Annotated in this window: 23 protein-coding genes and 1 other RNA gene; 12 read left to right on the top strand and 12 right to left on the bottom strand. The window is 66.0% G+C overall.

The genetic code is table 11. The features are described from left to right. Positions 1-5: 5 nt before the first annotated feature. From mraY to rsmI, 9 genes are all read right to left on the bottom strand, one after another. Positions 6-1,088 carry a phospho-N-acetylmuramoyl-pentapeptide-transferase gene (gene mraY / locus OXS31_RS17340; RefSeq protein WP_007162057.1) on the bottom strand — a complete coding sequence of 361 codons (1,083 nt, stop codon included), beginning with the start codon at positions 1,086-1,088 and terminating at the stop codon, positions 6-8. Further along, positions 1,088-2,455: a UDP-N-acetylmuramoyl-tripeptide--D-alanyl-D-alanine ligase gene (gene murF / locus OXS31_RS17335; RefSeq protein ID WP_267400904.1), complete on the bottom strand. Its 1,368-nt coding sequence runs from the start codon at positions 2,453-2,455 to the stop codon at positions 1,088-1,090. Before murF ends, mraY begins: the two co-directional genes overlap by 1 nt. Then, on the bottom strand, positions 2,448-3,917 hold the full coding sequence (locus OXS31_RS17330; protein ID WP_267400903.1) for a UDP-N-acetylmuramoyl-L-alanyl-D-glutamate--2,6-diaminopimelate ligase: 1,470 nt from the start codon (positions 3,915-3,917) through the stop codon (positions 2,448-2,450). The genes murF and OXS31_RS17330 overlap by 8 nt, the downstream gene beginning before the upstream one ends. Further along, a complete protein-coding gene (locus OXS31_RS17325) occupies positions 3,914-5,671 on the bottom strand; it encodes a penicillin-binding transpeptidase domain-containing protein (protein ID WP_027600786.1) in 1,758 nt (585 codons plus the stop codon). The genes OXS31_RS17330 and OXS31_RS17325 overlap by 4 nt, the downstream gene beginning before the upstream one ends. Then, positions 5,668-5,961 (bottom strand): cell division protein FtsL, encoded by a 294-nt coding sequence (gene ftsL, locus OXS31_RS17320; RefSeq protein ID WP_007162061.1) that lies wholly within the window; start codon positions 5,959-5,961, stop codon positions 5,668-5,670. Before ftsL ends, OXS31_RS17325 begins: the two co-directional genes overlap by 4 nt. Beyond that, positions 5,958-6,899, bottom strand: coding sequence for a 16S rRNA (cytosine(1402)-N(4))-methyltransferase RsmH (rsmH, locus tag OXS31_RS17315; RefSeq protein ID WP_077171622.1), 942 nt, complete (start codon positions 6,897-6,899; stop codon positions 5,958-5,960). Before rsmH ends, ftsL begins: the two co-directional genes overlap by 4 nt. Positions 6,900-6,901: 2 nt before the next feature. Next, positions 6,902-7,357, bottom strand: coding sequence for a division/cell wall cluster transcriptional repressor MraZ (gene mraZ, locus OXS31_RS17310; protein WP_007162063.1), 456 nt, complete (start codon positions 7,355-7,357; stop codon positions 6,902-6,904). Between the two features lie 288 nt (positions 7,358-7,645). Next, positions 7,646-8,001, bottom strand: an RNA gene (gene rnpB, locus OXS31_RS17305) — RNase P RNA component class A. 61 nt (positions 8,002-8,062) lie between these two features. Continuing rightward, positions 8,063-8,908, bottom strand: coding sequence for a 16S rRNA (cytidine(1402)-2'-O)-methyltransferase (gene rsmI, locus OXS31_RS17300; protein ID WP_181125916.1), 846 nt, complete (start codon positions 8,906-8,908; stop codon positions 8,063-8,065). A 123-nt stretch (positions 8,909-9,031) separates the two neighbouring features. Here rsmI and OXS31_RS17295 point away from each other — a divergent pair, with 123 nt between their 5' ends. Genes OXS31_RS17295 through OXS31_RS17280 form a run of 4 tightly spaced genes read left to right on the top strand, consistent with a single transcriptional unit; the run spans position 9,032 to position 12,385 of the window. After that, positions 9,032-10,819: a penicillin-binding protein activator gene (locus OXS31_RS17295; protein ID WP_074583911.1), complete on the top strand. Its 1,788-nt coding sequence runs from the start codon at positions 9,032-9,034 to the stop codon at positions 10,817-10,819. Then, on the top strand, positions 10,816-11,190 hold the full coding sequence (locus tag OXS31_RS17290) for a YraN family protein (RefSeq protein ID WP_007162066.1): 375 nt from the start codon (positions 10,816-10,818) through the stop codon (positions 11,188-11,190). The genes OXS31_RS17295 and OXS31_RS17290 overlap by 4 nt, the downstream gene beginning before the upstream one ends. A gap of 32 nt (positions 11,191-11,222) precedes the next feature. Beyond that, positions 11,223-11,816, top strand: coding sequence for a phosphoheptose isomerase (locus OXS31_RS17285; protein ID WP_007162067.1), 594 nt, complete (start codon positions 11,223-11,225; stop codon positions 11,814-11,816). Beyond that, on the top strand, positions 11,813-12,385 hold the full coding sequence (locus tag OXS31_RS17280; RefSeq protein WP_007162068.1) for a BON domain-containing protein: 573 nt from the start codon (positions 11,813-11,815) through the stop codon (positions 12,383-12,385). The genes OXS31_RS17285 and OXS31_RS17280 overlap by 4 nt, the downstream gene beginning before the upstream one ends. A gap of 65 nt (positions 12,386-12,450) precedes the next feature. Here OXS31_RS17280 and OXS31_RS17275 read toward each other — a convergent pair whose 3' ends face one another. Further along, a complete protein-coding gene (locus OXS31_RS17275) occupies positions 12,451-12,687 on the bottom strand; it encodes a DUF2171 domain-containing protein (protein ID WP_027600263.1) in 237 nt (78 codons plus the stop codon). A gap of 148 nt (positions 12,688-12,835) precedes the next feature. Between OXS31_RS17275 and OXS31_RS17270 the strand changes: the two genes are divergently transcribed. After that, entirely contained in the window at positions 12,836-13,489 is a 654-nt protein-coding gene (locus OXS31_RS17270; RefSeq protein ID WP_074583912.1) for a sulfite oxidase-like oxidoreductase, read from the top strand. A gap of 7 nt (positions 13,490-13,496) precedes the next feature. Here the strand turns inward: OXS31_RS17270 and OXS31_RS17265 are convergent, their stop codons facing one another. Continuing rightward, positions 13,497-13,901, bottom strand: coding sequence for a hypothetical protein (locus OXS31_RS17265; protein WP_007162071.1), 405 nt, complete (start codon positions 13,899-13,901; stop codon positions 13,497-13,499). Continuing rightward, entirely contained in the window at positions 13,898-15,118 is a 1,221-nt protein-coding gene (locus OXS31_RS17260) for an N-acetylmuramoyl-L-alanine amidase (RefSeq protein ID WP_267400892.1), read from the bottom strand. Before OXS31_RS17260 ends, OXS31_RS17265 begins: the two co-directional genes overlap by 4 nt. Positions 15,119-15,397: 279 nt before the next feature. Between OXS31_RS17260 and osmE the strand changes: the two genes are divergently transcribed. From osmE to OXS31_RS17225, 7 genes are all read left to right on the top strand, one after another. Then, on the top strand, positions 15,398-15,736 hold the full coding sequence (gene osmE / locus OXS31_RS17255; protein ID WP_007162073.1) for an osmotically-inducible lipoprotein OsmE: 339 nt from the start codon (positions 15,398-15,400) through the stop codon (positions 15,734-15,736). 192 nt (positions 15,737-15,928) lie between these two features. After that, complete coding sequence (locus OXS31_RS17250) at positions 15,929-16,450, top strand: hypothetical protein (RefSeq protein WP_007162074.1); 522 nt, start codon at positions 15,929-15,931, stop codon at positions 16,448-16,450. 372 nt (positions 16,451-16,822) lie between these two features. Continuing rightward, positions 16,823-18,658, top strand: coding sequence for a dihydroxy-acid dehydratase (ilvD, locus tag OXS31_RS17245; protein ID WP_027600792.1), 1,836 nt, complete (start codon positions 16,823-16,825; stop codon positions 18,656-18,658). 472 nt (positions 18,659-19,130) lie between these two features. Further along, complete coding sequence (locus OXS31_RS17240; protein WP_037008057.1) at positions 19,131-20,324, top strand: carbohydrate porin; 1,194 nt, start codon at positions 19,131-19,133, stop codon at positions 20,322-20,324. A gap of 63 nt (positions 20,325-20,387) precedes the next feature. Beyond that, a complete protein-coding gene (locus tag OXS31_RS17235) occupies positions 20,388-21,416 on the top strand; it encodes a sugar ABC transporter substrate-binding protein (RefSeq protein WP_007162077.1) in 1,029 nt (342 codons plus the stop codon). A 106-nt stretch (positions 21,417-21,522) separates the two neighbouring features. Then, positions 21,523-22,605: an ABC transporter permease gene (locus tag OXS31_RS17230; RefSeq protein ID WP_007162078.1), complete on the top strand. Its 1,083-nt coding sequence runs from the start codon at positions 21,523-21,525 to the stop codon at positions 22,603-22,605. Then, positions 22,605-23,372, top strand: coding sequence for an ATP-binding cassette domain-containing protein (locus OXS31_RS17225; protein ID WP_042137188.1), 768 nt, complete (start codon positions 22,605-22,607; stop codon positions 23,370-23,372). Before OXS31_RS17230 ends, OXS31_RS17225 begins: the two co-directional genes overlap by 1 nt. The last annotated feature ends 125 nt before the right edge of the window (positions 23,373-23,497 follow it).

The raw sequence follows: 23,497 nt of genomic DNA, 5'->3' as shown, positions 1-23,497 counted from the left end.
TGCGATTACCTCAGCTTCAGGGTGGCGAGACCGAACAGCACCAGGATCACGGTGATGATCCAGAAGCGCACGATGACCCGCGGTTCGGGCCAGCCCTTCAATTCGAAATGGTGGTGGATCGGCGCCATGCGGAAGACGCGCTTGCCGGTCAGCTTGAAGGAGGCGACCTGGATGACCACCGAGAGGGTCTCCATGACGAAGACGCCACCCATGATGAACAGCACCACTTCCTGACGGACGATCACGGCGATGGTGCCCAGGGCGGCGCCCAGCGCCAGGGCGCCGACATCACCCATGAAGACCATGGCTGGATAGGTATTGAACCAGAGGAAACCCAGGCCCGCGCCGATCAGGGCGCCGCAGAAGACGATCAGCTCGCCGGAACCCTCCACATAGGGAATCAGCAGGTAGTCGGCGAATTTCACATTGCCCGACAGGTAGCAGAAGATGCCTAGGGCGCCACCGACCATCACGGTGGGCATGATCGCCAGGCCGTCGAGGCCGTCGGTGAGGTTGACCGCGTTGCTGGAGCCGACGATGACGAAGTAGGTCAGCACAACGAAGAAAATCCCCAGCGGGATTTCGATGTTCTTCAGCAGCGGCAGGATCAGCGTGGTTTCGATGGGCGCCTTGGCCGTGACATAGAGGAAGATCGCCGCCCCCAGGCCGAATACCGATTGCCAGAAGTACTTCCAGCGACTGGGCAGGCCCCGGGAGTTCTTCTCGATCACCTTGCGATAGTCGTCGACCCAGCCGATGGCGCCGAACAGGAAGGTCACCGCCAGCACGGTCCAGACGTAACGATTGTGCAGATCGGCCCACAGCAGGGTGCTGATGCCGATGGTGGTCAGGATCAGGGCGCCGCCCATGGTGGGGGTGCCGGACTTGGACAGGTGCGACTGGGGGCCATCGTTGCGCACGGCCTGGCCGATCTGGCGGATCTGCAGGGTGCGGATCATCCAGGGGCCGAGCCACAACGACAGCAACAGGGCGGTCAGGACGCCCAGAATGCCGCGCAGGCTGAGGTATTGGAAGACGGCGAAGCCCTTGTAGAACTGTTGCAGGAACTCCGCCAACAGCAGCAGCATCAGTGTTTCTCCTCGGTATTAATGGCGCAGAGCGCGGCGACGACCTTGTCCATCGCGGCGCTGCGGGATCCCTTGATCAGCAGGGTGGTTCCGGCCCGGTCCTCGTCCGCCAGGGCCTCGATCAGCTGTTCGCGATCGGTGAAATGCCGCGCCTCGGCGCCGTAGGCGCGGGCCGCATGGGCCATGGCGGGACCGACGCTGTAGAAGGCGTCCACCTTGCCGCGGGCATGCTCGCCCACGTCGCGATGGCCCTCTTCGGTCCACTCGCCCAGCTCGGCGATGTCGCCCAGTACCACCACCCGACGGCCCGGCAGGGCCGCCAGCAGGTCGATCCCGGCTTTCACCGACGCAGGGTTGGCGTTGTAGCTGTCGTCGATGACCTGGGCACCGCGCTGGCTGGTGCGGGTCAGGGTGCGGCCCTGGACCGGTGCCGCGGTGGCGAGGCCACGGGCGACGGTGGCCAGCTCCAGGCCCAGGCTGAGGGCGGCGGCGGCCGCGGCCAGGGCGTTGCCGACGTTGTGGGCACCCAGCAGTTGCAGGGTGACCGGCGCCTCGCCCTGGGCGGTGTGCAAGAGGAAGCTCGGGCGGCCCTGGGCGTCCAGGGTGACCGCGCTGGCGCGGACGTCGGCGCGGGCATCCAGGCCGAAGGCGACGACCTTGCGACCGGCCGCGCGGCGCTGCCAGGTCTCGAAGGCCACGTCGTCGCGATTGAGGACCACGGTGCCACCCTCGCCCACGCCTTCGATGATCTCGCCCTTGGCCTCGACGATACGATCGACGCCGCCGAATTCGCCCACATGGGCCTGGCCGGCGTTGGTAATGATAACGACATCCGGGCGTGTCAGGCTCACGGTGTAGGCAATGTCACCGACATGGGAAGCACCCAGCTCGATGACACCATAGGCATGCTCGGCGGCCAGTTGCAGCAGGGTCAGGGGCGCGCCCAGGTCGTTGTTCAGATTGCCCTGGGTAGCCAGAGTGGCGCCCTGCTGACGCAGGATGGCGGCGAGCAGCTCCTTGACCGTGGTCTTGCCACTGGAGCCGGTCACGGCGGCGAGCCGGCCCTGGAACAGGTCACGATTGAAGGCGCCCAGGCGACCCAGCGCCAGGCGGGTATCGGCCACCACCAGCTGGGGCAGGTGCACCTCGGGGACGGCACGCTCGACCAGGGCCGCTGCGGCGCCCTGGGCAGCCACGTCGGCCAGATAGGCATGACCATCGAAGCGCGGCCCGGTCAGGGCGACGAAGAGCTGTCCGGCCACGGCCTTGCGGCTGTCGGTGCCGACGCCGTCGAACAGGGCATCGGCGCCCAGCAGGTTGCCGGTCAGGGCCTCGGCCACTTCGGTGAGGGTGAAGGATCTAAGCATGCTGTCGCTCCCAGGCGGTCAGGGCCCGCTCGGCCTGGTCGAGATCGGAAAAGGGATGGCGGACACCGGCGATCTCCTGGTAGGGCTCATGGCCCTTGCCAGCCAGCACCACGATGTCCTGGGCGGTCGCCGCGGCCACGGCCTGGGCAATGGCCACCTCACGCCGGCCGGCGAAGCTCACCTGCTCGGGCTGTGCGAAGCCGGCGCGGATGTCGGCGACGATGGCGGCCGGATCCTCGGTACGGGGGTTGTCGTCGGTCACCACCACCTGATCGGCCAGGCGCTCGGCCACCGCGGCCATCTCCGGTCGCTTGCCGCGATCGCGATCGCCGCCACAGCCGAATACGCAGACCAGACGCCCCTCGACACCCACATGGGGCCGCAGGGCGGTGAGCACCTTGTCCAGGGCATCGGGGGTGTGGGCGTAGTCCACCACCACCAGCGGTCGCCCAGCGCCACCCAGGCGCTGCATGCGCCCGGCCGGGCCCTGCAGCTGCGGGAGGATGGCGAGGATGTCGGCCAGTGCATGACCGAGACCCAGCAGGGCCCCGATGGCGGCCAGCAGATTGCTCAGGTTGAAGCGCCCGATCAGCTGGCTGCGCAGCTCGCCGGTGCCCTGGGCGGTGACCAGCTGGGCGCGCACGCCGTGGTCGTCGAACTGGACGGCCTGGCAATGGAGGCTGGCGGCCGGATCGCTCAGGCTGTAGGTCAGGGTCGCGGCCGGGCTGGGGCGAGCCGCCAGCTCGCGGCCAAAGGCGTCATCCAGATTGAGGACGCGGGTGCCGAGCCCGGGCCAGGCGAACAGCTGGGCCTTGGCTTCGCCATAGGCGGCCATGGTCCCGTGATAATCGAGGTGGTCGCGGGAGAGATTGGTGAAGACCGCGACCTTGAAGGCCAGCGCCGCCACCCGGCCCTGGGCCAGGCCATGGGAAGAGACTTCCATGGCCACGGTGGCGGCGCCACCCTCGGCCAGTTCGGCCAGGGTCGCCTGCAGCTTGAGGGCATCCGGCGTGGTATGGCGACCTTCGGCCAGGGCGCCATAGAAGCCGCTACCCAGGGTGCCGACGATGCCGCAACGCTGACCGAGCAGGTCGCAGGCCTGGGCGATCAGCTGGCTGACACTGGTCTTGCCATTGGTACCGGTGACGCCGACCAACGCCAGGCGTCGGCTGGGCTCGTTGTGAAAACGCCCGGCGATGGCGGAAAGCTGGGTGGCCAGACCCTCGACGGCAATCAGGGGAATGTCCAGGGTCGGCAGCGCGGGGGCGTCCTTCGCTTCGTAGGCGATGGCCGCGGCTCCGCGCTCGGCGGCAGCGGCGATATGGGCGCGGCCGTCGCTGTGCAGACCGGGAATGGCGAGGAACAGGAAACCCGGCTGAACTTCGCGGCTGTCCAGCGCCAGACCGCCGATATCGACGGCGGCGGTGGCTTCAGGTAGGAGGTCGGTCAGCAGACGGCTCATCGATCACGCTCCCCGACCAGCAGCGGTTTGGCGGCAGCCTGGGCCTGGGCCTGCTGCACGGGCAGCGGCTGCAGGTTGTCCGGCTGGATGTTCATCAGGCGCAGGGCACCGGACATCACGCGGCTGAACACCGGCGCCGAGACCACGCCGCCGTAGTAGCCGCCCTTGCTGGGACGATCGATCACCACCACCGCGGCCAGGCGCGGATTGCTGGTGGGGCCGAAGCCGGCGAACAGCGAGCGATAGGAATTCTCGGCATAGCCACGGGTACCGGTGCTGGTCTTGCGCGCGGTACCACTCTTGCCGGCGACGTGGTAGCCCGGCACCTGGGCGCGGAAGGCGCCGCCGGGGGCTTCCACGACCTGTTGCAACATGCCCTGCAGAGTCTTGGCAACGCGTTCTTCCACTGCCTGATCGCTGGGCGGGGCCTTGTCCAGGCGCACCATGGACAGCGGCACCGAGCGACCGTCGTTGGCCAGCACCGAATAGGCGTGGGCCAGTTGCACGGCGGTCACCGCCAGGCCATAGCCATAGGACAGGGTCGCGGTCTCGGCCGGACGCCAGTTGCGATGGTTGGGCAGATTGCCGACCCGCTCGCCGGGAAAGCCCAGACCGGTGTCCTGGCCGAGGCCGACGGCGCGCATGGCGTTGTAGATGTTCTCGCCACCGACGTCGAAGGCGATCTTGCTCATGCCGACGTTGCTGGACTTGATGAGGATGCCGGTCAGGTCCAGGGCGCCGTCGCTGTGGGAGACGTCCTTGATGGTGTAGCGACCGATCTGCAGCGAACCGGGATAGACGTTGACCTTGTCGGTGGGCTTCCAGCGGCCGCTGGCGAGCGCGGCGGTCATGGAGATCGGCTTCATCACCGAACCGGGCTCCATGACGTCGATCATCGCCCGGTTGCGCATGGCGGCCGGTTCCAGACTGCGGCGATTGTTGGGGTTGTAGGTGGGCATGTTGACCATCGCCAGGACCTCGCCGGTCTTGACGTCGACGATGGTCAGGCTGCCGGCCTCGGCTTCGAACTGGGTCAGGGCGTTGCGCAGTTCGCGCGCGGCGAGATACTGCAGACGCAGGTCGATGGACAGCGCCAGGGTATTGCCCGGCTTGGCGTTCTTGGCGACCTGGACATCGCGGATCAACCGGCCGCGGCGGTCCTTGACCACCTGGCGACGACCCGGCACGCCGGACAGCCACTCGTTGAACGCCAGTTCGATGCCTTCGCGCCCGTGGTCGTCGATGTCGGTGAAGCCGACCACATGGGCCGCCACCTCACCCGCCGGATAGAAACGTCGAAATTCCTCGATGTCGTAGACACCGGGAATCTTGTGCGCCTTGACCTGGGTCATCACCGCATCGCCCTGCTCGGGCGTCAGGCCGCGGGCCAGGTAAAGAAATTCCTTGCTGGCGTTCTGCTCGATGCGCTTGGCCAGTTCCGCCCGTGGCTGGCCGACGGCATCGGCCAGGGTCGCCCAGCGATCCTCGGCACCCAGCAGTTCCTTGGGATTGATCCACAGGGTGGTGACCGGCGTACTCACGGCCAGGGGTTCGCCGTTGCGGTCGGTGATCAGGCCGCGGTGCGCGGGAATGGGGATGGTGCGCACGCTGCGCGCATCGCCCTGCCCCTTCAGAAAGGCCCGGTCGATCACGTGCAGATCGACGATGCGCCAGATGATGGTGCCGACCATGACCAGCAACAGCCCGATGATGAGGCTGAAGCGCCATGGCAGGCGCGCGATCAGGCCTTTCACGGATTGACCATCCGAATTTCGGCCGGATCGGGGATGCGCATCTGCAGCTGGCCGCTGGCCAGGGCCTCGACGCGACTGTGGGCGGTCCAGGTGCTCTGTTCCAGCAGCAGCCGGCCGTATTCGGCCTGGGCCTTGTCGCGGATGGCCATCTCGCCATAGAGGGTGTTGAGCAGCTGGCGATTCCAGTGGGCGCTATAGGCCACGGCCACCGCCGACAGCAGCACACCGGCGAACAGCACCAGCATGACGCTGCTGCCCAGGGGCAGTTTCTTGACGAAGAGCCGGCTCATTTCAGCTTCTCGGCAACGCGCATCACGGCGCTGCGCGCGCGGGGATTGGCAGCCAGTTCGGCGTCGCTGGCATAAACCGGCTTGCCCAACAGGCGCAGCGAGGGCTCGAAGACCGTGGCGCGGATCGGCAGGTCGCGCGGCAGCTGGTCGGCCTCGCCCTTGGCCAGGCGGCGCATGAACTGTTTGACGATGCGATCTTCCAGCGAGTGGAAGCTGATCACCACCAGCCGGCCACCCACGGCCAGCTGCTCGTAAGCGGCCTGCAGGCCCTGCTCCAGATCGCTCAGCTCGCGGTTGATGTAGATGCGCAGACCCTGGAAGGCGCGCGTCGCGGGATGCTTGCCCTTTTCCCAGGCCGGATTGGCCTCGGTGAGCACCTTGGCCAGGTCGCCGGTGCGCTCGAAGGGCTGGACCTCACGGCGCTGCACCACGGCACGCGCCATGCGCTTGGCGAAACGCTCTTCGCCGAATTCCTTGAATACCTGGGCGATGTCGGCCTCGGGCGCGGTGGCGATCCAGGCGGCGGCGCTCTGCCCCCGACTCGGATCCATGCGCATGTCCAGGGGACCGTCCTGCATGAAGCTGAAACCGCGCTCGGGATCGTCGAGCTGGGGCGAGGACACGCCCAGATCCAGCAGCACGCCATCGACCTGACCGGACCAGCCCCGGCCGACGAGTTCATCGCCCAGCTCGGCGAAGCTGCGCTGGACGATCTCGAATCGCGGGTCTTCCGTGGCCAGGGCCTGGCCGGCGGCGATCGCCTGGGGATCCTTGTCGAAACCCAGCAGCCGCCCTTCTCCACCCAGCAGGCGCAGCACTGCCCGGCTGTGTCCGCCGCGGCCGAAGGTGCCGTCCAGATAACGGCCGGCAGGCTGGATCGCCAATGCCTGTACGGCCTCGTCCAGGAGAACGGAGACGTGGTGGAAGACTGGGTTCATGGTCACAGGATCAAATCGCGCATTTCATCCGGCATACCGCCGGGTTCCTTAATCGCCAGGAGATCCGCGTCGCACACGGCACTCCAGGCATCCTCATCCCATAACTGGAACTTGTTGAGCTGCCCGACCAGCATCACGCGCCGGTCCAGCTTGGCGTATTCACGCAGGCGCGGCGGAACCAGGAAGCGGCCACTGCCGTCGAGCTCCAGATCCACCGCATTGCCGATCAGCAAGCGCTGCAAGCGGCGAGTCTCCTCGCGTAGCGAGGGCAACTGCCGCAGCTTGCTTTCGATGATTTCCCATTCCGGGAGTGGATAGACGCAAAGGCAGGGGTCGACGGCATCGATCGTCACGATGAGCTGGCCGGCACAACGCTCCAGCAGCTCGTCACGATACCGGCTCGGCATCGCGGCGCGCCCCTTGGCGTCGAGACTGATGGCGTTCGCTCCCCGGAACAATTTCGCGTCCTCTAATAGGCTGTCCTTGCCATTAAATCCCACTTCGCCCCACTTCGTACCACCGGCCGCCACTATATTGAGGAGGGCCGCTTTCAGTCAAGGTAAGCGAGGGGGTTCCCAGGCCGCGTGGGACGGGGATTTCGAGCAAATTGCACGAGTTCACGACCAGGACGAACGACATCGATTTCCGACAAACGGAAATGAAGTCAATTGATTGGCTCAATTGATTAAAGTGATGTCTCAAGAAGAGGTCACAAGCCCGGGCGCAGGGGCCCAGGAGGGAGGGGGTGCGAGAGCCGACCTGTAAGCCGGGTTCTGTCGAGGACAGTCATTCCTCTGGGACAACCATCGCTGATTGCCTCTAGCGACCTACCCGAATCCAGCGCGGGCCACGCCTATGGATTCCTATTTGGTCTTGCTCCAGGTGGGGTTTACCTAGCCACGAACTGTTGCCAGCCGTGCGGTGCGCTCTTACCGCACCTTTTCACCCTTACCGGCGCTTGCGCGCTTAGGCGGTTATTTTCTGTGGCACTTTCCGTAGGCTCACGCCTCCCAGGCGTTACCTGGCACCTCGCCCTATGGAGCCCGGACTTTCCTCCCTCGCAACCCTTGCGGATCACGACAGCGACTGCCCGGTCGGCTCTCGCGGCGCAAGGGTATAGAGACTGGGGGCGGATAACAAGGAAAGATGCCCACTAATTCGCCCTACTCGCCCTTGCGCTCCAGCGCCAGCTGATAGAGCAGATTCTTGCGCGCGCCGGTGATCTGGGCGGCCAGGGCGGCGGCGCGCTTGATCGGCAGCTCGGCCAGCAGCAGATCGAGGATGCGCAGGGTCTCGGCATCGACCTCGGCGTCCTCGGGCGCCGCCCAACCGGCCACCAGCAGCACGCACTCGCCGCGCTGCTGATCCAGATCCGCGCGGATCCAGGCCAGCAGCTCGCCGGCGGGCAGGCCGCGCAGGGTCTCGAAGGTCTTGGTCAATTCGCGACCCAGCACGATGTGCCGTTCAGGCCCGAAGGTGCTCACCATGTCGGCCACGCAATCGTCGAGCCGATGAGGCGCCTCGTAGAAGATCAGGGTGCGCGGGTCTTCGCGCAGGGCCGCCAGTCGCCCCTGCCGGCCCACCGCCTTGGCGGGCAGGAAGCCTTCGAAGCTGAAGCGATCCGAGGGCAGCCCGGCTGCCGACAGCGCCGCGATCAGCGCGCAGGCGCCCGGTATCGGCGAGACCTTGATGGCCTGGGCGCGCGCTGCCCGCACCAGATGGAAACCCGGATCGGAAATCAGCGGCGTGCCCGCATCGGAGATCAGGGCGACATCGTCCCCCGCCAGCAGCCGGGTGATGAAGCGGCCACCGGCATCGCGCTCGTTGTGGTCGTGGCAGGCCGCGAGGGGCGTCTCGATGCCGAAATGGCGCAGCAGGCGCGCCGAATGACGGGTGTCTTCGGCGGCGATCAGGGCCACGTCGCGCAGCACCTTGAGCGCGCGGGCGGTGATGTCGTCCAGGTTGCCGATGGGCGTGGCAACCACATAAAGAGTACCCGGCGAAATCATGATGAAACCTGACGGACTGGAAATAGCCCAACAGTGTACGCCGCTCTCGCCCTCGGCGTTCGCAGCGCTTGGGTGCTGTGAGACAATCGCCCCCTTTCCAGACATTTGCTCAGGAACCACAGCATGAAGTTCCGCCTGCGTCCGCTGCTCTGCGCCACCGCCTTCGCCCTGCTCGCCGCCTGCAGCAGCTCGCCCGTCAACAACTCCCTCGGCGACCTGCCCCAGCCCAGCCAGGCCAGCATCGAGCAACTGCTGAACCAGGCCGGCTCCAGTCAGTCCGAGCAGGCCAATCTGCTGCGCCTGACCGCCGCCGACAAGGCCTATGCCCAGCAGAACGCCCGCGAAGCGCGGCAGATCCTGGGCTCCATCAATCTCGAAGGCCTCAAGCCGGCCCAGCAGATGTTCGCCCAGACCCTGCTGGCCCAGCTCGACCTGCTCGACAAGCAGCCGGCGCAAGCCGTCAAGCGCTTCGACCATCCGAGTTTCGCCCAGCTGGGCGAATTGCCGGCCCAGCAGCAGATCCGCAGCGGCCTGACCAAGGCCGATGCCCAGGCCGCCAACGGCCAGCCGCTCGCCGCCGCCCAGGAGCGGATCTTTCTCGGTCCGCTGCTGGACGGCGATGCCGCCCACGACAATCGCGAGCAGATCTGGCAACTGATCACCAGCCTGCCGGATGCGCAACTGCGCCAGAGCGTGAAGGACGCCGATCTCAATGGCTGGCTGGCGCTGGCCGCCATCACCCGCGGCAACCTGGCGCTGGATCAGCAGCTGGCCGCCATCGAGGACTGGCAGAAGCAGCACCCCGGCCATCCCGCCGCGCGCAACCTGCCCGATGATCTGGAGCGCCTGAAGACCCTGGCGCGGGAACCGCTCAATCGCGTCGCCCTGCTGCTGCCCCTGCAGGGTCAGCTCGCCGGCGTCTCCCGCGCGCTGCAGGACGGCTTCATGGCCGCCCGCTACGAAGCCCTGGCCGCCGGCCAGAGTGCGCCGGCCGTGACCGTCTACGACAGCACCCAGATGGGCTCGCTGGACGCCTTCTACCGCCAGGCCCAGGCCGCCGGTATCCAGCTGGTGGTGGGTCCGCTGGAGAAGAACTTCGTCAAGCAGCTCGGCGATCGCCCGCAACTGCCGATCAACACCCTGGCGCTGAACTATGGCGACAGCCAGGGCGCTCAGCCGCCGCAACTCTTCCAGTTCGGCCTGGCCGCCGAGGACGAGGCCCGCGAAGCCGCGCGCCGCGCCTGGGCCGACGGCAAGCGCAGTGCCGGCGCCATGGTGCCCCAGGGGGACTGGGGTGCCCGCGTGCTGGCTGCCTTCCAGAACGAGTGGCAGCAACTGGGCGGTCGCCTGGTCGCCGCCGAGCGCATCGGCCAGCCGGTCGAGATCGCCAATCGCATCAGCAGCCTGCTGCAGATGCGCCAGGGCATGGACTTCATCTTCCTCGCCTCGACCCCGGCCCAGGCCCGCCAGATCAAGCCGATCCTGGTCTACCAGAACGCCCGCGATCTGCCGGTGTACGCCACCTCCAACCTCAACAGCGGGGTCAATGAACCCGGCGTGAACCAGGACCTCAACGGCATCCTGTTCTGCGAAACCCCCTGGCTGCTCGACCCGAGCAATCCGCTGCGCGCCAAGATCACCGCCCAGTGGCCGCAGGCCGGCACCAGCATCGGTCGCCTCTACGCCATGGGCGCCGACGCCTACCTGCTGGCGCTGCATCTGCAGCAGCTCAAGGCCCTGCCCAACTCCGAGCTGCCCGGCCTGTCCGGCAACCTGAGCGTGGCGCCCGATCAGCGCGTGGTGCGTCACCTGCCCTGGGCGGAATTCCGCAACGGCGTGGCCCAGCCGCTGCCGGCCAGCAATGCGCCGCTGCCCACCACCAGCGTGCCGGCCTCGCTCAGCACCCCGTGAAGCAGGCGCCGCACCTCCAGCGCGGCCGGCAGGCCGAGGATCGCGCGCTGCAGTTCCTGCAGACGCGCGGTCTGCGCCTGCTAGACCGCAACTGGCGCTGGCAGGGTGGCGAGCTCGATCTGGTCATGCTCGACGGCGATACAGTAGTATTCGTCGAGGTACGCGCCCGCAGGCATACCGCCTGGGGCGGCGCCGCGGAAAGCATAGATGCCCGCAAGCGGCAGCGACTGGTCAACAGCGCCGCCCTCTTTCTGCAATCCGAAGCGCGCTGGGCCAAGCGGCCCTGTCGTTTCGACGTGATCGCGATCGGCCCCGGGGCCGACGCATCCCCTCAGGCACTCGAATGGATCAAACAGGCCTTCGACGCCTGAGGCCCTCTACAGCACAGGTCAAAGATATCGCGATGGACACCCACGCCCGCATCCAGAAACTCTTCCGGGACAGCATCGAAACCAAGCGTCAGGCCATGGAAGTCCTGATTCCGCATATCGATCTGGCCAGCCAGGTCATGGTTGCGGCCCTGCTCAACGAAGGCAAGATTCTCACCTGTGGCAACGGCGGTTCCGCCGGCGATGCCCAGCACTTCTCCTCGGAGCTGCTGAATCGCTTCGAGCGCGAGCGTCCCAGCCTGCCGGCCCTGGCCCTGACCACCGACACCTCGACGCTGACCTCCATCGCCAACGACTACAGCTACAACGAGGTGTTCTCCAAGCAGATCCGGGCTCTGGGTCAGCCGGGCGACATCCTCCTGGCCATCTCCACCAGCGGCAACTCGGCCAACGTGATCCAGGCGATCCAGGCCGCCCACGACCGCGAGATGACCGTGGTCGCCCTCACCGGCCGCGACGGCGGTGGCATGGCCTCCCTGCTGCTGCCCGAAGACGTCGAGATCCGCGTGCCGGCCAAGGTCACCGCCCGCATCCAGGAAGTGCACCTGCTGGTGATCCACTGCCTGTGCGATCAGATCGATCAGCAACTGTTTGGAAGCGAAGAATGAAGAAGGCTCCTCTGCTCGCCATCCTGGCGCTGTCCTTTGCGGTCGCCGGCTGCAGCAACGTGGTCACCGCCAGCCGCGACAAGCCCATCGACGACAACCGCGGCACCCGTACCCTGGGCAGCACCGTGGACGATGCCCTGATCGAGACCAAGGCGTCGGTCAACATCTCCAAGGCCAATGCCGATCTCGCCAGCTCGCACATCGTGGTGGTGAGCTACAACGGCGTGGTGCTGATCGCTGGCCAGACGCCGCGGGCCGATCTCAAGGCGCAGGCCGAACAGGCCGTGCGCAGCGTGCAGCGGGTCAAGACCGTGCACAACGAACTGCAGGTGACCGGCAACTCCTCGCTGCTGGCGCGCAGCAACGATTCCTGGCTGACCACCCGCATCAAGACCCAGATGTTCGCCGACGAGGACATCCCCGGTTCGCGCATCAAGGTGGTCACCGAAAACGGCATCGTCTACCTCCTGGGCCTGGTGACCCAGCAGGAAGCCGCCCACGCCGTGCAGCTGATCCAGAGCGTCTCGGGCGTGCAGCGCATCGTCAAGCTGTTCGAATACATCAACTGATCGCTATTCGCCGGCCAACAAAAAGCCCCGCCAGTGCGGGGCTTTTTGTTGCTGTGCCAGGTGCCTCAGGCGGCCTGCCACTCGCGCTCGGCTTCGTCACGGGTCTTGACCAGGCGCACCTGGCTGCCTTCCACGGACTGGACCCAGCTCAGCGGGATGTAGTGGTGCTTGCCCTGGGCATCCTGATCGCGCTTGGTCAGCTTGATGCGATCGGCGCCTTCCATATGGTCGACGGTGCCTACGTGCTGGCCGTCCGAACCGACGACTTCCGCATGCTCTTTGATCTGGGTTGCATCTACCATGGTCGTTCTCCGGCAGGTTAAGAAAAAGGAGGCGCCTCTCTGAGTGCCTGCAGGATAGGAGGCGCAAGAAGCCGTCTGGGTTCGGCCTGTGCCGACGAAAGGCCATCATGGCGGTCAAAAACCCACGACCCGTGAAGAGGATCCCTCGATGAGCGATGAGCCAAGCAAGCTGACCCGTTCCAAGGAACGCTGGGCCCAGGAGGGCCGTTTCCTCACCGGCCAGAGTGCCCGTCCGGAAAGCGAGCGGCTGCCGCCCGGCCAGCATCGCGTCAGCAACTGGCCGGTCCTGGATCTGGGGGTGCGGCCGGAGGTCAGCCGGGAGCGCTGGCAACTGGCGGTGACCGGCGCAGTGCGCAGGACGCTGCGCTGGAACTGGGAGACCTTCGCGGCGCGGGCGACCAGCCAGGCCGTCAGCGACATGCACTGCGTCACCACCTGGTCACGCTATGACAATCACTGGATCGGCCTGCCGGTAAGCGAATTGCTCGACGAGGTGCAGCCGCGGGACGAGGCGACCCATGTGCTCCTGCACAGCTACGACGGCTACATCACCAACCTGCCTCTTACGGATTTCGCCGTACCGGGTGCCATGCTGGTCCACAGCTGGGAGGGTCAGCCGCTGACCGCCGAGCACGGCGGGCCGGTACGGGCAATGATCCCGCACCTCTATCTGTGGAAGAGCGCCAAATGGCTCAGGCGCATCGACTTCCGGGTCGGCGACACGCCGGGCTTCTGGGAAATGCGCGGCTATCACGACCGCGGCGACCCCTGGCAGGAACAGCGCTACGCCGACGACGCCTGAGGGCGTCTCAACGCGCCGCCGGAGCCAGCTGCAGCTCCACCGGATCGCCGGGATTGAGGCTGCGGATACGGAATTCGTCGCGCGAGAGGCTGAGGATTTCCGTGGGATAGGTGATGCCTTCCTCGATCAGGTTCAGGCCCTTCTCGGTGCGCGTCCAGCGGCCCAGGGAGGGCTGGCTGCTCGGCGAGGCCATCACCAGGGTGCCATCGCTGAGAAAGACGTAGAGCATTCCCGGCTCGATGCTGTTGCTGGTCTTGATCTGCCAGACCTTGTTGACGAAGCCTTCCTGGGCACTGCCCTGCTTGTCGCCACCGCCCTGACCGTAGCCGATCAACCCAGCGACGACACAGAGCGCACCTATCACCAGCACCACCACGCGCCAGTAACGACGCGCCTTGTCTTGCAAACTCATGTCACTCCTTTGGTGTTCTTGAGGCTGGCCAGGTAGGTGCCCAGCGGGGGGCGCTCCTGGAAATAGCCATGCAGTCCGGCAAAGATGGAATCGGCCAGCTGCTTCTGGTGGCGACTGTCGAGCAGGCGTCGGCAATCGCGATCATTGGAAATGAAGCCCGTCTCGACCAGGATCGAGGGGATGTCGGGCGATTTGAGCACAGCGAAGCCCGCCTGCTCCACTCGTTTCTGGTGCAGGTTGGTGATGCTCGACAATTGCCCCAGCACCTTGTGGCCCAGATCCAGACTCGACGAGATGGTGGCGTTCATCGACATGTCCAGCAGCACGCCGGCGAGCATGGGGTCGCGGCCCTTGAGAATCTCGTTGGCGCCGATCAGGTCGACGTTGTTCTCGCTGTCGGCCAGGAAGCGCGCCGTGGTGGAGGTCGCGCCCCGCTCCGACAGGGCATAGACCGAGGCACCGTAGGCGGTGCGGCGTGGCGCGGCATCGGCATGCACCGAGACGAACATGTCGGCGTTGTAGCTGCGGGCGACCTCGACGCGCTTGCGCAGCGGCACGAAGAAGTCGTCGTTGCGCACCAGCTTGGCCTTGAAGCCCTTCTGCAGATTGATCCGCCGCGCCAGATTCTGCGCCACGATCAGAGCGATGTCCTTTTCCCGATCACCGCGCGCGCTCAGCGCACCCGGGTCCTTGCCGCCATGACCGGCATCGACCACCACCATGATGTCGCGACCCGTGGCCAGGCCCTTGCCGCGCTTGACCTCCAACGGCGGCTCGGCGTCGACCGGCTTGCGCGCAGCCACCGCCGGCGCCCCGGCCCGCTTGAGATCCAGCACCAGGCGATTGGCCGCGCCTTCGCCCGGACCGAGGATGAAGCTCTCCACCTCCACCGGATGGGCCAGCTCCAGCACCACCCGGGTGTCCTGAGCGCCGTAGTGGGCGCTGCGCACGGCGCGCACCGGCGACCCCTGCAGGGCGAGATGATTGAGTACCGCTGGCGCCTGGGTATCGGCGAGATCGAGAATGATGCGGTCCGGCGCGACCAGGGTGAAGGTCTTGTAGCGGACCGGCCCGGTGAGATCGAACACCAGGCGGAGCTTGTCGGCATCCTGCCAGGCCCGGGCACCCTTGAGTTGCTGCCGGGCGGCGAACGCCGGCAACCCGACGGGCAAGGTCATGCCAGCCAGGATCAGATTGAGCAGACGACGGCGATTCATGAGGTCCTCGCGAGAAACGAGAAACGGCTGGGGAGTTACAACATAACGCTAAAGATCGCCTGCCGCCTGGCCCCTGTCAACTGCCGTTCGGACAAAATAATCCTTAAAAAACGGGGGCATAGCGTTCGTTTGCAGAATCAGCTTTAGATACAGTCACTTGCCGTCGCCAGTGGGCGATCCGTCAAAGCGGCATACGGCGAGAAGTGCGACGGAGAGCGAATTTATCGGCGCCGCCATCGTCGAAGTGTCAGGCACTTCCGCCTTTGAAGGGATCACACCATGAACAAGAAGATTGCAGTCGCGACCGCCCTGCTGGCTGGCACCGTGCTGGCGGGCTGCGCCTCGGTAAAGAACACCGCCGACTACACCGTGGGCCGCGTCGAATTTCGCGAGCAACCCCTGGTGAAGCAGGTGGACAAGGGCATGAGCAAGGCTGACGTGCTGCGCATCGGCGGTACCCCGTCGAGCACCTATACCCGCAAGTACCGCCCCGGCACCTGCAACAACTATGTGCTCAACAAGGACGGCAAGGAGCAGGTCTATTCGATCGGCTTCGACAGCATGAACCGCGTCGACAGCAAGGACTTCGAAACCTGCGAAAGCGCCGACCGCGCCTGAGCCGGGCACTGACCGGCCAGCCAGGCCGGGTGTCCTGAAGGACGCTGGCGGCGTCTGATGGACAGGATGGGCGAGCGGCAGCACCATGGGCCCTCGCCATCCCCGACCGCTGCGCCAACCTCCTGCACTGTGGATCGACGCAGGCGCGGCCAGCGCCGCCAGGCTCTACCCATCGTTCCAAGGAATTCAGGCATGTCCAGACGTCACCTCATACTCACAGCTGCGGTGCTTTCCCTGACTGGCTGCGGTGGCTATGACTACAGTTGCGATGCGGCCAAGACCGCCGAGCTGGTCCGTCAGCAATACGCCCAGACCATCAACGAGATCTATGCGGACGACATCGCCGCCGGCCAGCCCGCGCTGGAAGCCGGCCAGGTCTCGCTGGTCGACATCAAGACCCAGGAAGAACCCTCGGACAGCGGCGAAGCGGGCTTCTATACCTGCAACGCGACCGTCGAGGCCACCTGGCCCAAGGCCGCCCTCGAACGCCTGGCGCCAGCCGCCGCCCAGCTCGCCAGCGTCGGCGCCATCCTCGAGAACGGTCACCTGCGCCATGCGCTGAGCTACGAATCCTCGCTGGAAGGCAGCGACCAGCAGCGCGTCGACATCACCCTGCCCGAAGCCGTGGACCTGAGTCTCAAGACCCTGGCCGGCCAGGAGCCCATGGACGAATACCTGGAAGACGCCCCCGACGGCGAACAGGAAGCGCCCTAGGCCTTGCCTGAAAAGTGCCTGCGCTCGGTCATGCGGCGTTAAAAATCTGTTCGGAATGCTCATTTACCATTTGTAAACTCCGCTTCCTCACAGATTTTTGCCTTGCAGGACCTTCGCTCGGCGACTTTCAGTCAAGTCCTTCCCCTTAGACGCCGGCCTGCTGTGCAGTGCTGGCGCCCGGGTGTATGATCCAGACTCCCCTCCGCCAGCATCCTCCGGCGGGTTCGTGAGCCCTGGCACCCCCTGTGGAGATCCCGCATGGCGTTGCCGCCCTCCGGCCCGGCAACCGTCACTCCGCGTTTGCACCGTGCCTCGTCTGCGCTCACGATGACCAGAACCGTGATCTAGAAAGCCGCCTCGGAGAGACGCTTCATGCCTGACTATCGCTCGAAAACCTCCACCCAGGGCCGCAACATGGCTGGCGCCCGGGCGCTCTGGCGCGCCACCGGGATGAAGGACGAAGACTTCAAGAAGCCCATCATCGCCATCGCCAACTCCTTTACCCAGTTCGTGCCGGGGCACGTCCACCTCAAGGATCTCGGCCAGCTGGTCGCCCGCGAGATCGAGAAGGCCGGCGGCGTGGCCAAGGAATTCAACACCATCGCCGTGGACGACGGCATCGCCATGGGCCACGACGGCATGCTCTATTCGCTGCCCAGTCGCGAGATCATCGCCGACGCCGTGGAATACATGGTCAATGCCCACTGCGCCGATGCCCTGGTGTGCATCTCCAACTGCGACAAGATCACCCCCGGAATGCTGATGGCCGCCCTGCGCCTGAACATCCCGGTGGTCTTCGTTTCCGGCGGTCCCATGGAAGCCGGCAAGACCAAGCTGGCCAGCCACGGCCTGGACCTGGTGGACGCCATGGTCATCGCCGCCGACAGTTCGGCCAGCGACGAGAAGGTCGCCGAATACGAACGCAGCGCCTGCCCCACCTGTGGCAGCTGCTCGGGCATGTTCACCGCCAACTCCATGAACTGCCTGGTCGAGGCCCTCGGCCTGGCTCTGCCCGGCAACGGCTCGACCCTGGCCACCCACGCCGACCGCAAGGAGCTGTTCCTGCAGGCCGGCCGCACCATCGTCGAGCTGTGCCGCCGCTACTACCAGGAGAACGATGAGTCGGCGCTGCCGCGCAACATCGCCTCCTATGCGGCCTTCGAGAACGCCATGACCCTGGACATCGCCATGGGGGGCTCGACCAACACCATCCTGCACCTGCTGGCCGCGGCCCAGGAAGCCGAGGTGGACTTCGACCTGCGCAACATCGATGCCCTGTCGCGCAAGGTGCCGCAGCTGTGCAAGGTGGCGCCGAACATCCAGAAGTACCACATGGAAGACGTGCACCGCGCCGGGGGCATCTTCAGCATCCTGGGCGAACTGGCCCGTGGCGGTCTGCTGCATACCGACCTGCCCACCGTGCACAGCCGGACCCTGGGCGAAGCCATCGAGCACTGGGACATCACCCTGACCCAGGACGAGGCGGTGAAGACCTTCTTCCGCGCCGGTCCGGCCGGCATCCCGACCCAGGAAGCCTTCAGCCAGGCGACCCGCTATGACAGCCTGGACGACGATCGCGCCGAGGGCTGCATCCGCTCGGTCGCCCATGCCTATTCCCAGGAAGGCGGCCTGGCGGTGCTCTACGGCAACATCGCCCTGGACGGCTGCGTGGTGAAGACCGCCGGCGTGGATGAATCCATCCATGTGTTCGAAGGCAATGCCAAGGTGTTCGAGAGCCAGGACGCCGCCGTGCGTGGCATCCTCGCCGACGAGGTCAAGGCCGGCGACATCGTCATCATCCGCTACGAAGGGCCCAAGGGCGGCCCGGGCATGCAGGAGATGCTCTACCCCACCAGCTACCTGAAGTCCAAGGGCCTGGGCAAGCAGTGCGCCCTGCTCACCGACGGCCGCTTCTCCGGCGGCACCTCGGGCCTGTCGATCGGCCATGCCTCGCCGGAAGCTGCAGCGGGTGGCGCCATCGGCCTGGTGCGCGACGGCGACAAGGTGCTCATCGACATCCCCCAGCGCAGCATCAACCTGCTGGTGAGCGACGAAGAGCTGTCCCACCGCCGCATCGAGCAGGACAAGCTGGGCTGGAAGCCGGCACAACCCCGTGCCCGCCGCGTGACCACTGCACTCAAGGCCTATGCCCTGCTGGCCACCAGCGCCGACAAGGGCGGCGTGCGCGACAAGGCCCTGCTGGGCTGATTCGTGCCCTCCGGGCGACGGCATCCGTCGTCGCCCGGACGCTCCGCCCCACCTTCCCTCCTGCTCTCCCGCTCTATTCCGCCCTTCCGCTTGCGCTCCTTTCTCTGCGCTTCGCCTGTCGCTTCTTCAGCAGGAGAAGTCCTCGCCATGACCCCATTCCAGAGGGGTTCCACAGTTGCTTGGCTTGCTATTTTTGTAGAAGCACAGCTTGTGATTCAGCTCACACATCGCTGTAATCGAGCCGCTAGGCCGTTGAGTGATCAAAGGCTACCCTCCGTCTGCCGCTGAATTGATTCAGCGATAAGTTTGTAGTCAGGTTGGGTTCCAATGGTCACACCTATGTCGATCTTCCGCTGGAGCACGGCGGGTCAGGTGCAGGCCAGGCACTGAGTTACACAACAACAATAAATAGGGAACATAAATGAATAAGAAAAAGGCTATGCCCTTGGCCAGGGTTTCGGTCGCGTCCTTGATGAGCACTCTTCTGCTGATTCCTGCGGCTAACGCCCTGGAAACCACCGGTTACTTCCGTACCGGCCTCGGTGATTCCTCCGGTTCCGACTCCATGCGCTGCTTCAAGCTGCAGGGTGCCCAGTCCAAGTACCGTCTGGGCAACGAGTGCGAGCAGTACGGCGAGCTGGCGCTGAAGCAGAATGTCTTCAATCTGGACGACGGCTCGGCAATCGGCGTCTATGGCATGGGCAGCTTCTTCAACAGGTACGATCGCACCCCGACCTTCAATGGCGACAACGGCGAGATCCGCGCGGTCCAGGCCTATGCCTACTGGAACAACATCGCCGCGCTGAACGGCGGCAACCTCTGGGCCGGTCGCCGTTACTACAAGCGTAACGATATCCACATCTCCGACTTCTTTTACTGGAACCAGAGCGCCACCGGCGGTGGTATCGAGGACGTCAACATCGGCGGCCTCAAGTACAGCCTGGCCTTCTCGCGCAAGGACAACCAGAACCAGAAGGACTTCCAGAACCGCATCGACTTCAACGTCGCCGGCTTCAACACCAACCCCAATGGCTCGCTGGAAATCGGCGTCAGCTACCTGGACAAGCCCAGCAACCAGCCCAATGCCAACAGTGGTGTCGCGGTGACGCTGCAGCACAAGCAGGCCAACTTCATGGGCTGGGGTGGCGTGAACACCTTTGCCGTGCAGCGCGGCCAGGGTCCGGGCACCGCCCTGGGCAGCACCGGCGATCCCACCCTGAGCAGCGCCGACGTCTCCTATCGCGTCGTCGACTACTTCGACTGGCAGATCAGCCGTTACTGGGGTGGCCAGATCGCCGCGGTCTACCAGAAGGACGAGCGTCCCAATGGCAACGACCTGCGCTGGACCTCGCTGGGTGGCCGTCTGGTCTACGGCATCAGCGACCAGTTCAAGTTCTCCACCGAACTGGGCCATGACCAGGTGCAGGCCCCGGGTGGTACCCGCAAGCTGACCAAGCTGACCCTGGCACCCACCTGGTCGCCCAAGGGTCCGGAATTCAAGTCGCGTCCCGAATTCCGCCTGTTCTACACCTATGCCGCCTGGAACCGGGCAGCCCAGCAGGCGGCCGATGAATTCGACGCCGGCTCCGCGCTGTCGAGCACCGGTACCTTCGGCAACGATCTGCACGGCTCCAACGTCGGCTTCCAGATCGAGCAGTGGTGGTAACAGCTCCACGGCGACCGACGCGCTGTCGGTCGCCTTCCCGTCTCTGAACCCGAGCGCACAACAATGAAAAGAACCGTCTCCCTCGCGTCCTTCGCCGGTTGCCTGTTGGCCGCCGCCCTGGCCAGTGGCACCGCCCAGGCAGCCCCTGTCTCCGCCTGCCTCATCACCAAGACCGATACCAATCCCTTCTTCGTGAAGATGAAGGAAGGTGCCACCGCCAAGGCCAAGGAGCTGGGGGTGACGCTCAAGGCCTACGCCGGCAAGATCGACGGCGACAGCGAAAGCCAGGTGGCCGCCATCGAGACCTGCATCGCCGATGGCGCCAAGGGCATCCTCATCACCGCCTCCGACACCAAGGGCATCGTGCCCAATCTGCAGAAGGCCCGCGAAGCCGGCCTGCTGGTGATCGCCCTGGATACTCCGCTGGATCCGGTGAGCGCCGCCGACATGACCTTCGCCACCGACAACCTGCTGGCCGGCAAGCTGATCGGCCAATGGGCGCGGGAAACCCTGGGCGACAAGGCCAAGGATGCGCGGGTGGCCTTTCTCGACCTGAACGCCTCGCAGCCGTCGGTGGACGTCCTGCGCGACCAGGGCTTCATGCTCGGCTTCGGCATCGACCCCAAGGATCAGAGCCGCATCGGCGACGAGACCGATCCGCGCATCGTCGGCCACGACGTGACCAACGGCAACGAAGAAGGCGGCCGCGCCGCGATGGAGAATCTGCTGCAGAAGGATCCGACCATCAACGTGGTGCACACCATCAATGAGCCGGCCGCCGCCGGCGCCTACGAGGCGCTCAAGGCCGTGGGTCGCGAGAAGGACGTGCTGATCGTGTCCATCGACGGCGGTTGCCCGGGCGTGCACAACGTCGCCGACGGCGTCATCGGCGCCACCTCCCAGCAGTACCCGCTGCAGATGGCGGCCCTGGGCATCGAGGCGATCAAGACCTTTGCCGACACCGGCAAGAAGCCGACCCCGACCGAGGGCAAGAGCTTCGTCGACACCGGCGTGAAGCTGGTGACGGACAAGCCGGTCCCCGGCATCCAGTCCATCGACAGCAAGACCGCCCTGCAGAAATGCTGGGGCTGATGGCCCCTCGTCTACGCTAGAGGAGACCGATCGCCCCGCCTGAGCCCTCCGGGTCCGGGTGCGGGCGATCGACTCTCGGCCGCTTTCCCGCTTTCAGGAGATTGCCATGAGCGATCCGACCTCACCCTCTCCGTCCGGCCAGCCCTTCGAACAGGTGCTCAAGCACAGCGCCACGGAGGTCGCCTCCTTCGCCCGTGACGAGCGCAGCCCGCTGGTCAAATTCCGTCACTTCCTGCATTCACGCCCCTCGGCGGTCTCGCTGCTGGTGCTGCTGCTGTCGCTGGGCATCTTTGGCGCCCTCCTGGGCGGCAAGTTCTTTTCCGCCTTCGCCCTCACCCTGATCCTGCAGCAGGTCGCCATCACCGGCATCGTCGGCGCGGCCCAGACCCTGGTGGTGGTCACCGCCGGCATCGATCTCTCGGTGGGCGCCATCATGGTGCTGTCCTCGGTGGTCATGGGCCAGTTCACCTTCCGCTACGGCCTGCCGGTGGAGCTGTCGATCCTCTGCGGCCTGGCGGTGGGCACCCTGTGCGGCATGGCCAACGGCTGGCTGATCGCCCGCATCAAGCTGCCACCCTTCATCGTCACCCTGGGCATGTGGCAGATCGTGCTCGCGGCCAACTTCCTCTATTCGCGCAACGAGACCATCCGCGCCCAGGAAATCGGCGCGACCGCGCCGCTACTACAGGTGTTCGGCGACAATTTCCGCCTGGGTGGCGCGGTCTTCACCTATGGCGTGATCGCCCTGGTGGTGCTGGTCGCCCTGCTCTGGTACGTGCTCAACCACACTGCCTGGGGGCGCCACCTCTATGCGGTGGGCGACGATCCCGAGGCCGCGGCGCTGGCCGGGGTCAACGTCCGCCGCATGCTGATCACCGTGTACGGGCTGTCCGGACTCATCTGCGCCTTCGCCGGCTGGGTGCTGATCGGCCGCATCGGCTCGGTCTCGCCCACCGCCGGGCAGTTCGCCAACATCGAGTCCATCACCGCCGTGGTGATCGGCGGCATCTCGCTGTTCGGCGGCCGCGGCTCCATCCTCGGCATGCTGTTCGGCGCTCTGATCGTCGGCGTCTTCGCCCTCGGCCTGCGGCTGCTGGGCACCGACGTACAGTGGACCTATCTGCTGATCGGCACGCTCATCATCGCGGCCGTGGCTATCGACCAATGGATCAGAAAGGCGGCCAGCTGATGACTACCGAACCCCTGCTCATGGCCCGTGGCCTGGTGAAGCGCTATGGCCGCGTCACCGCCCTCGACCACGCCGACTTCGACCTGCTGCCCGGCGAGATCCTCGCCGTGATCGGCGACAACGGCGCCGGCAAGTCCTCGCTGATCAAGGCCATCTCCGGTGCCCTGCGGCCCGATGAAGGCGAGATCCGCTTCGAGGGCCAGCCGGTGCAGTTCGCCTCGCCCATCGCGGCGCGGCGGGCCGGCATCGAGACGGTCTACCAGAACCTGGCGCTGTCGCCGGCGCTGTCCATCGCCGACAACCTCTTCCTGGGTCGCGAATTGCGCAAGCCGGGGCTGCTGGGCACCCTCTGCCGCACCCTGGACCGCAAGGAAATGGAGCGCATCGCCCGGGAAAAGCTGTCCGAACTGGGATTGATGACCATCCAGAACATCAACCAGGCGGTGGAGACCCTGTCCGGTGGTCAGCGCCAGGGCGTGGCCGTGGCGCGGGCGGCGGCCTTCGGTTCCAAGGTGATCATCCTCGACGAACCCACGGCGGCGCTGGGGGTGAAGGAATCGCGCAAGGTGCTGGAGCTGATCCTCGACGTGCGCGCCCGCGGCATCGCCATCGTGCTGATCTCCCACAACATGCCCCATGTGTTCGAGATCGCCGATCGCATCCACATCCATCGCCTGGGTCGCCGCCTGACGGTGATCGATCCGCGCCAGCACTCCATGGCCGACGCCGTGGCGCTGATGACCGGCGCTCAGACGGTCGCCGCCTAGGCAGGCCTGACCCCGGGTCTCCCCGGCCACGGCCGACTGGGAGACCCGCGGCCGGCCCGAGCTCCGCTGATCCGGCTCCACAGGAAAAACCTGACTGGCCGCTCAAGTTATCTCCGGCAGGCACC

Source organism: Pseudomonas sp. GM_Psu_1 (assembly GCF_026544185.1).
Taxonomy (GTDB): domain Bacteria; phylum Pseudomonadota; class Gammaproteobacteria; order Pseudomonadales; family Pseudomonadaceae; genus Chryseomonas; species Chryseomonas oryzihabitans.
The sequence above is the reverse complement of the archived record's forward strand: the minus strand, read 5'-3'. Positions and strand labels throughout refer to the sequence as shown.

What these genes read in the sequence shown, in the direction of transcription:
- mraY (WP_007162057.1), bottom strand. Translation starts at nt 1,088, where the DNA reads ATGCTGCTGCTGTTGGCGGAGTTCCTGCAACAGTTCTACAAGGGCTTC.
- murF (WP_267400904.1), bottom strand. Translation starts at nt 2,455, where the DNA reads ATGCTTAGATCCTTCACCCTCACCGAAGTGGCCGAGGCCCTGACCGGC.
- OXS31_RS17330 (WP_267400903.1), bottom strand. Translation starts at nt 3,917, where the DNA reads ATGAGCCGTCTGCTGACCGACCTCCTACCTGAAGCCACCGCCGCCGTC.
- ftsL (WP_007162061.1), bottom strand. Translation starts at nt 5,961, where the DNA reads ATGAGCCGGCTCTTCGTCAAGAAACTGCCCCTGGGCAGCAGCGTCATG.
- rsmH (WP_077171622.1), bottom strand. Translation starts at nt 6,899, where the DNA reads ATGAACCCAGTCTTCCACCACGTCTCCGTTCTCCTGGACGAGGCCGTA.
- rsmI (WP_181125916.1), bottom strand. Translation starts at nt 8,908, where the DNA reads ATGATTTCGCCGGGTACTCTTTATGTGGTTGCCACGCCCATCGGCAAC.
- OXS31_RS17295 (WP_074583911.1), top strand. Translation starts at nt 9,032, where the DNA reads ATGAAGTTCCGCCTGCGTCCGCTGCTCTGCGCCACCGCCTTCGCCCTG.
- OXS31_RS17285 (WP_007162067.1), top strand. Translation starts at nt 11,223, where the DNA reads ATGGACACCCACGCCCGCATCCAGAAACTCTTCCGGGACAGCATCGAA.
- OXS31_RS17280 (WP_007162068.1), top strand. Translation starts at nt 11,813, where the DNA reads ATGAAGAAGGCTCCTCTGCTCGCCATCCTGGCGCTGTCCTTTGCGGTC.
- OXS31_RS17275 (WP_027600263.1), bottom strand. Translation starts at nt 12,687, where the DNA reads ATGGTAGATGCAACCCAGATCAAAGAGCATGCGGAAGTCGTCGGTTCG.
- OXS31_RS17270 (WP_074583912.1), top strand. Translation starts at nt 12,836, where the DNA reads ATGAGCGATGAGCCAAGCAAGCTGACCCGTTCCAAGGAACGCTGGGCC.
- OXS31_RS17265 (WP_007162071.1), bottom strand. Translation starts at nt 13,901, where the DNA reads ATGAGTTTGCAAGACAAGGCGCGTCGTTACTGGCGCGTGGTGGTGCTG.
- OXS31_RS17260 (WP_267400892.1), bottom strand. Translation starts at nt 15,118, where the DNA reads ATGAATCGCCGTCGTCTGCTCAATCTGATCCTGGCTGGCATGACCTTG.
- osmE (WP_007162073.1), top strand. Translation starts at nt 15,398, where the DNA reads ATGAACAAGAAGATTGCAGTCGCGACCGCCCTGCTGGCTGGCACCGTG.
- OXS31_RS17250 (WP_007162074.1), top strand. Translation starts at nt 15,929, where the DNA reads ATGTCCAGACGTCACCTCATACTCACAGCTGCGGTGCTTTCCCTGACT.
- ilvD (WP_027600792.1), top strand. Translation starts at nt 16,823, where the DNA reads ATGCCTGACTATCGCTCGAAAACCTCCACCCAGGGCCGCAACATGGCT.
- OXS31_RS17240 (WP_037008057.1), top strand. Translation starts at nt 19,131, where the DNA reads ATGAGCACTCTTCTGCTGATTCCTGCGGCTAACGCCCTGGAAACCACC.
- OXS31_RS17235 (WP_007162077.1), top strand. Translation starts at nt 20,388, where the DNA reads ATGAAAAGAACCGTCTCCCTCGCGTCCTTCGCCGGTTGCCTGTTGGCC.
- OXS31_RS17230 (WP_007162078.1), top strand. Translation starts at nt 21,523, where the DNA reads ATGAGCGATCCGACCTCACCCTCTCCGTCCGGCCAGCCCTTCGAACAG.
- OXS31_RS17225 (WP_042137188.1), top strand. Translation starts at nt 22,605, where the DNA reads ATGACTACCGAACCCCTGCTCATGGCCCGTGGCCTGGTGAAGCGCTAT.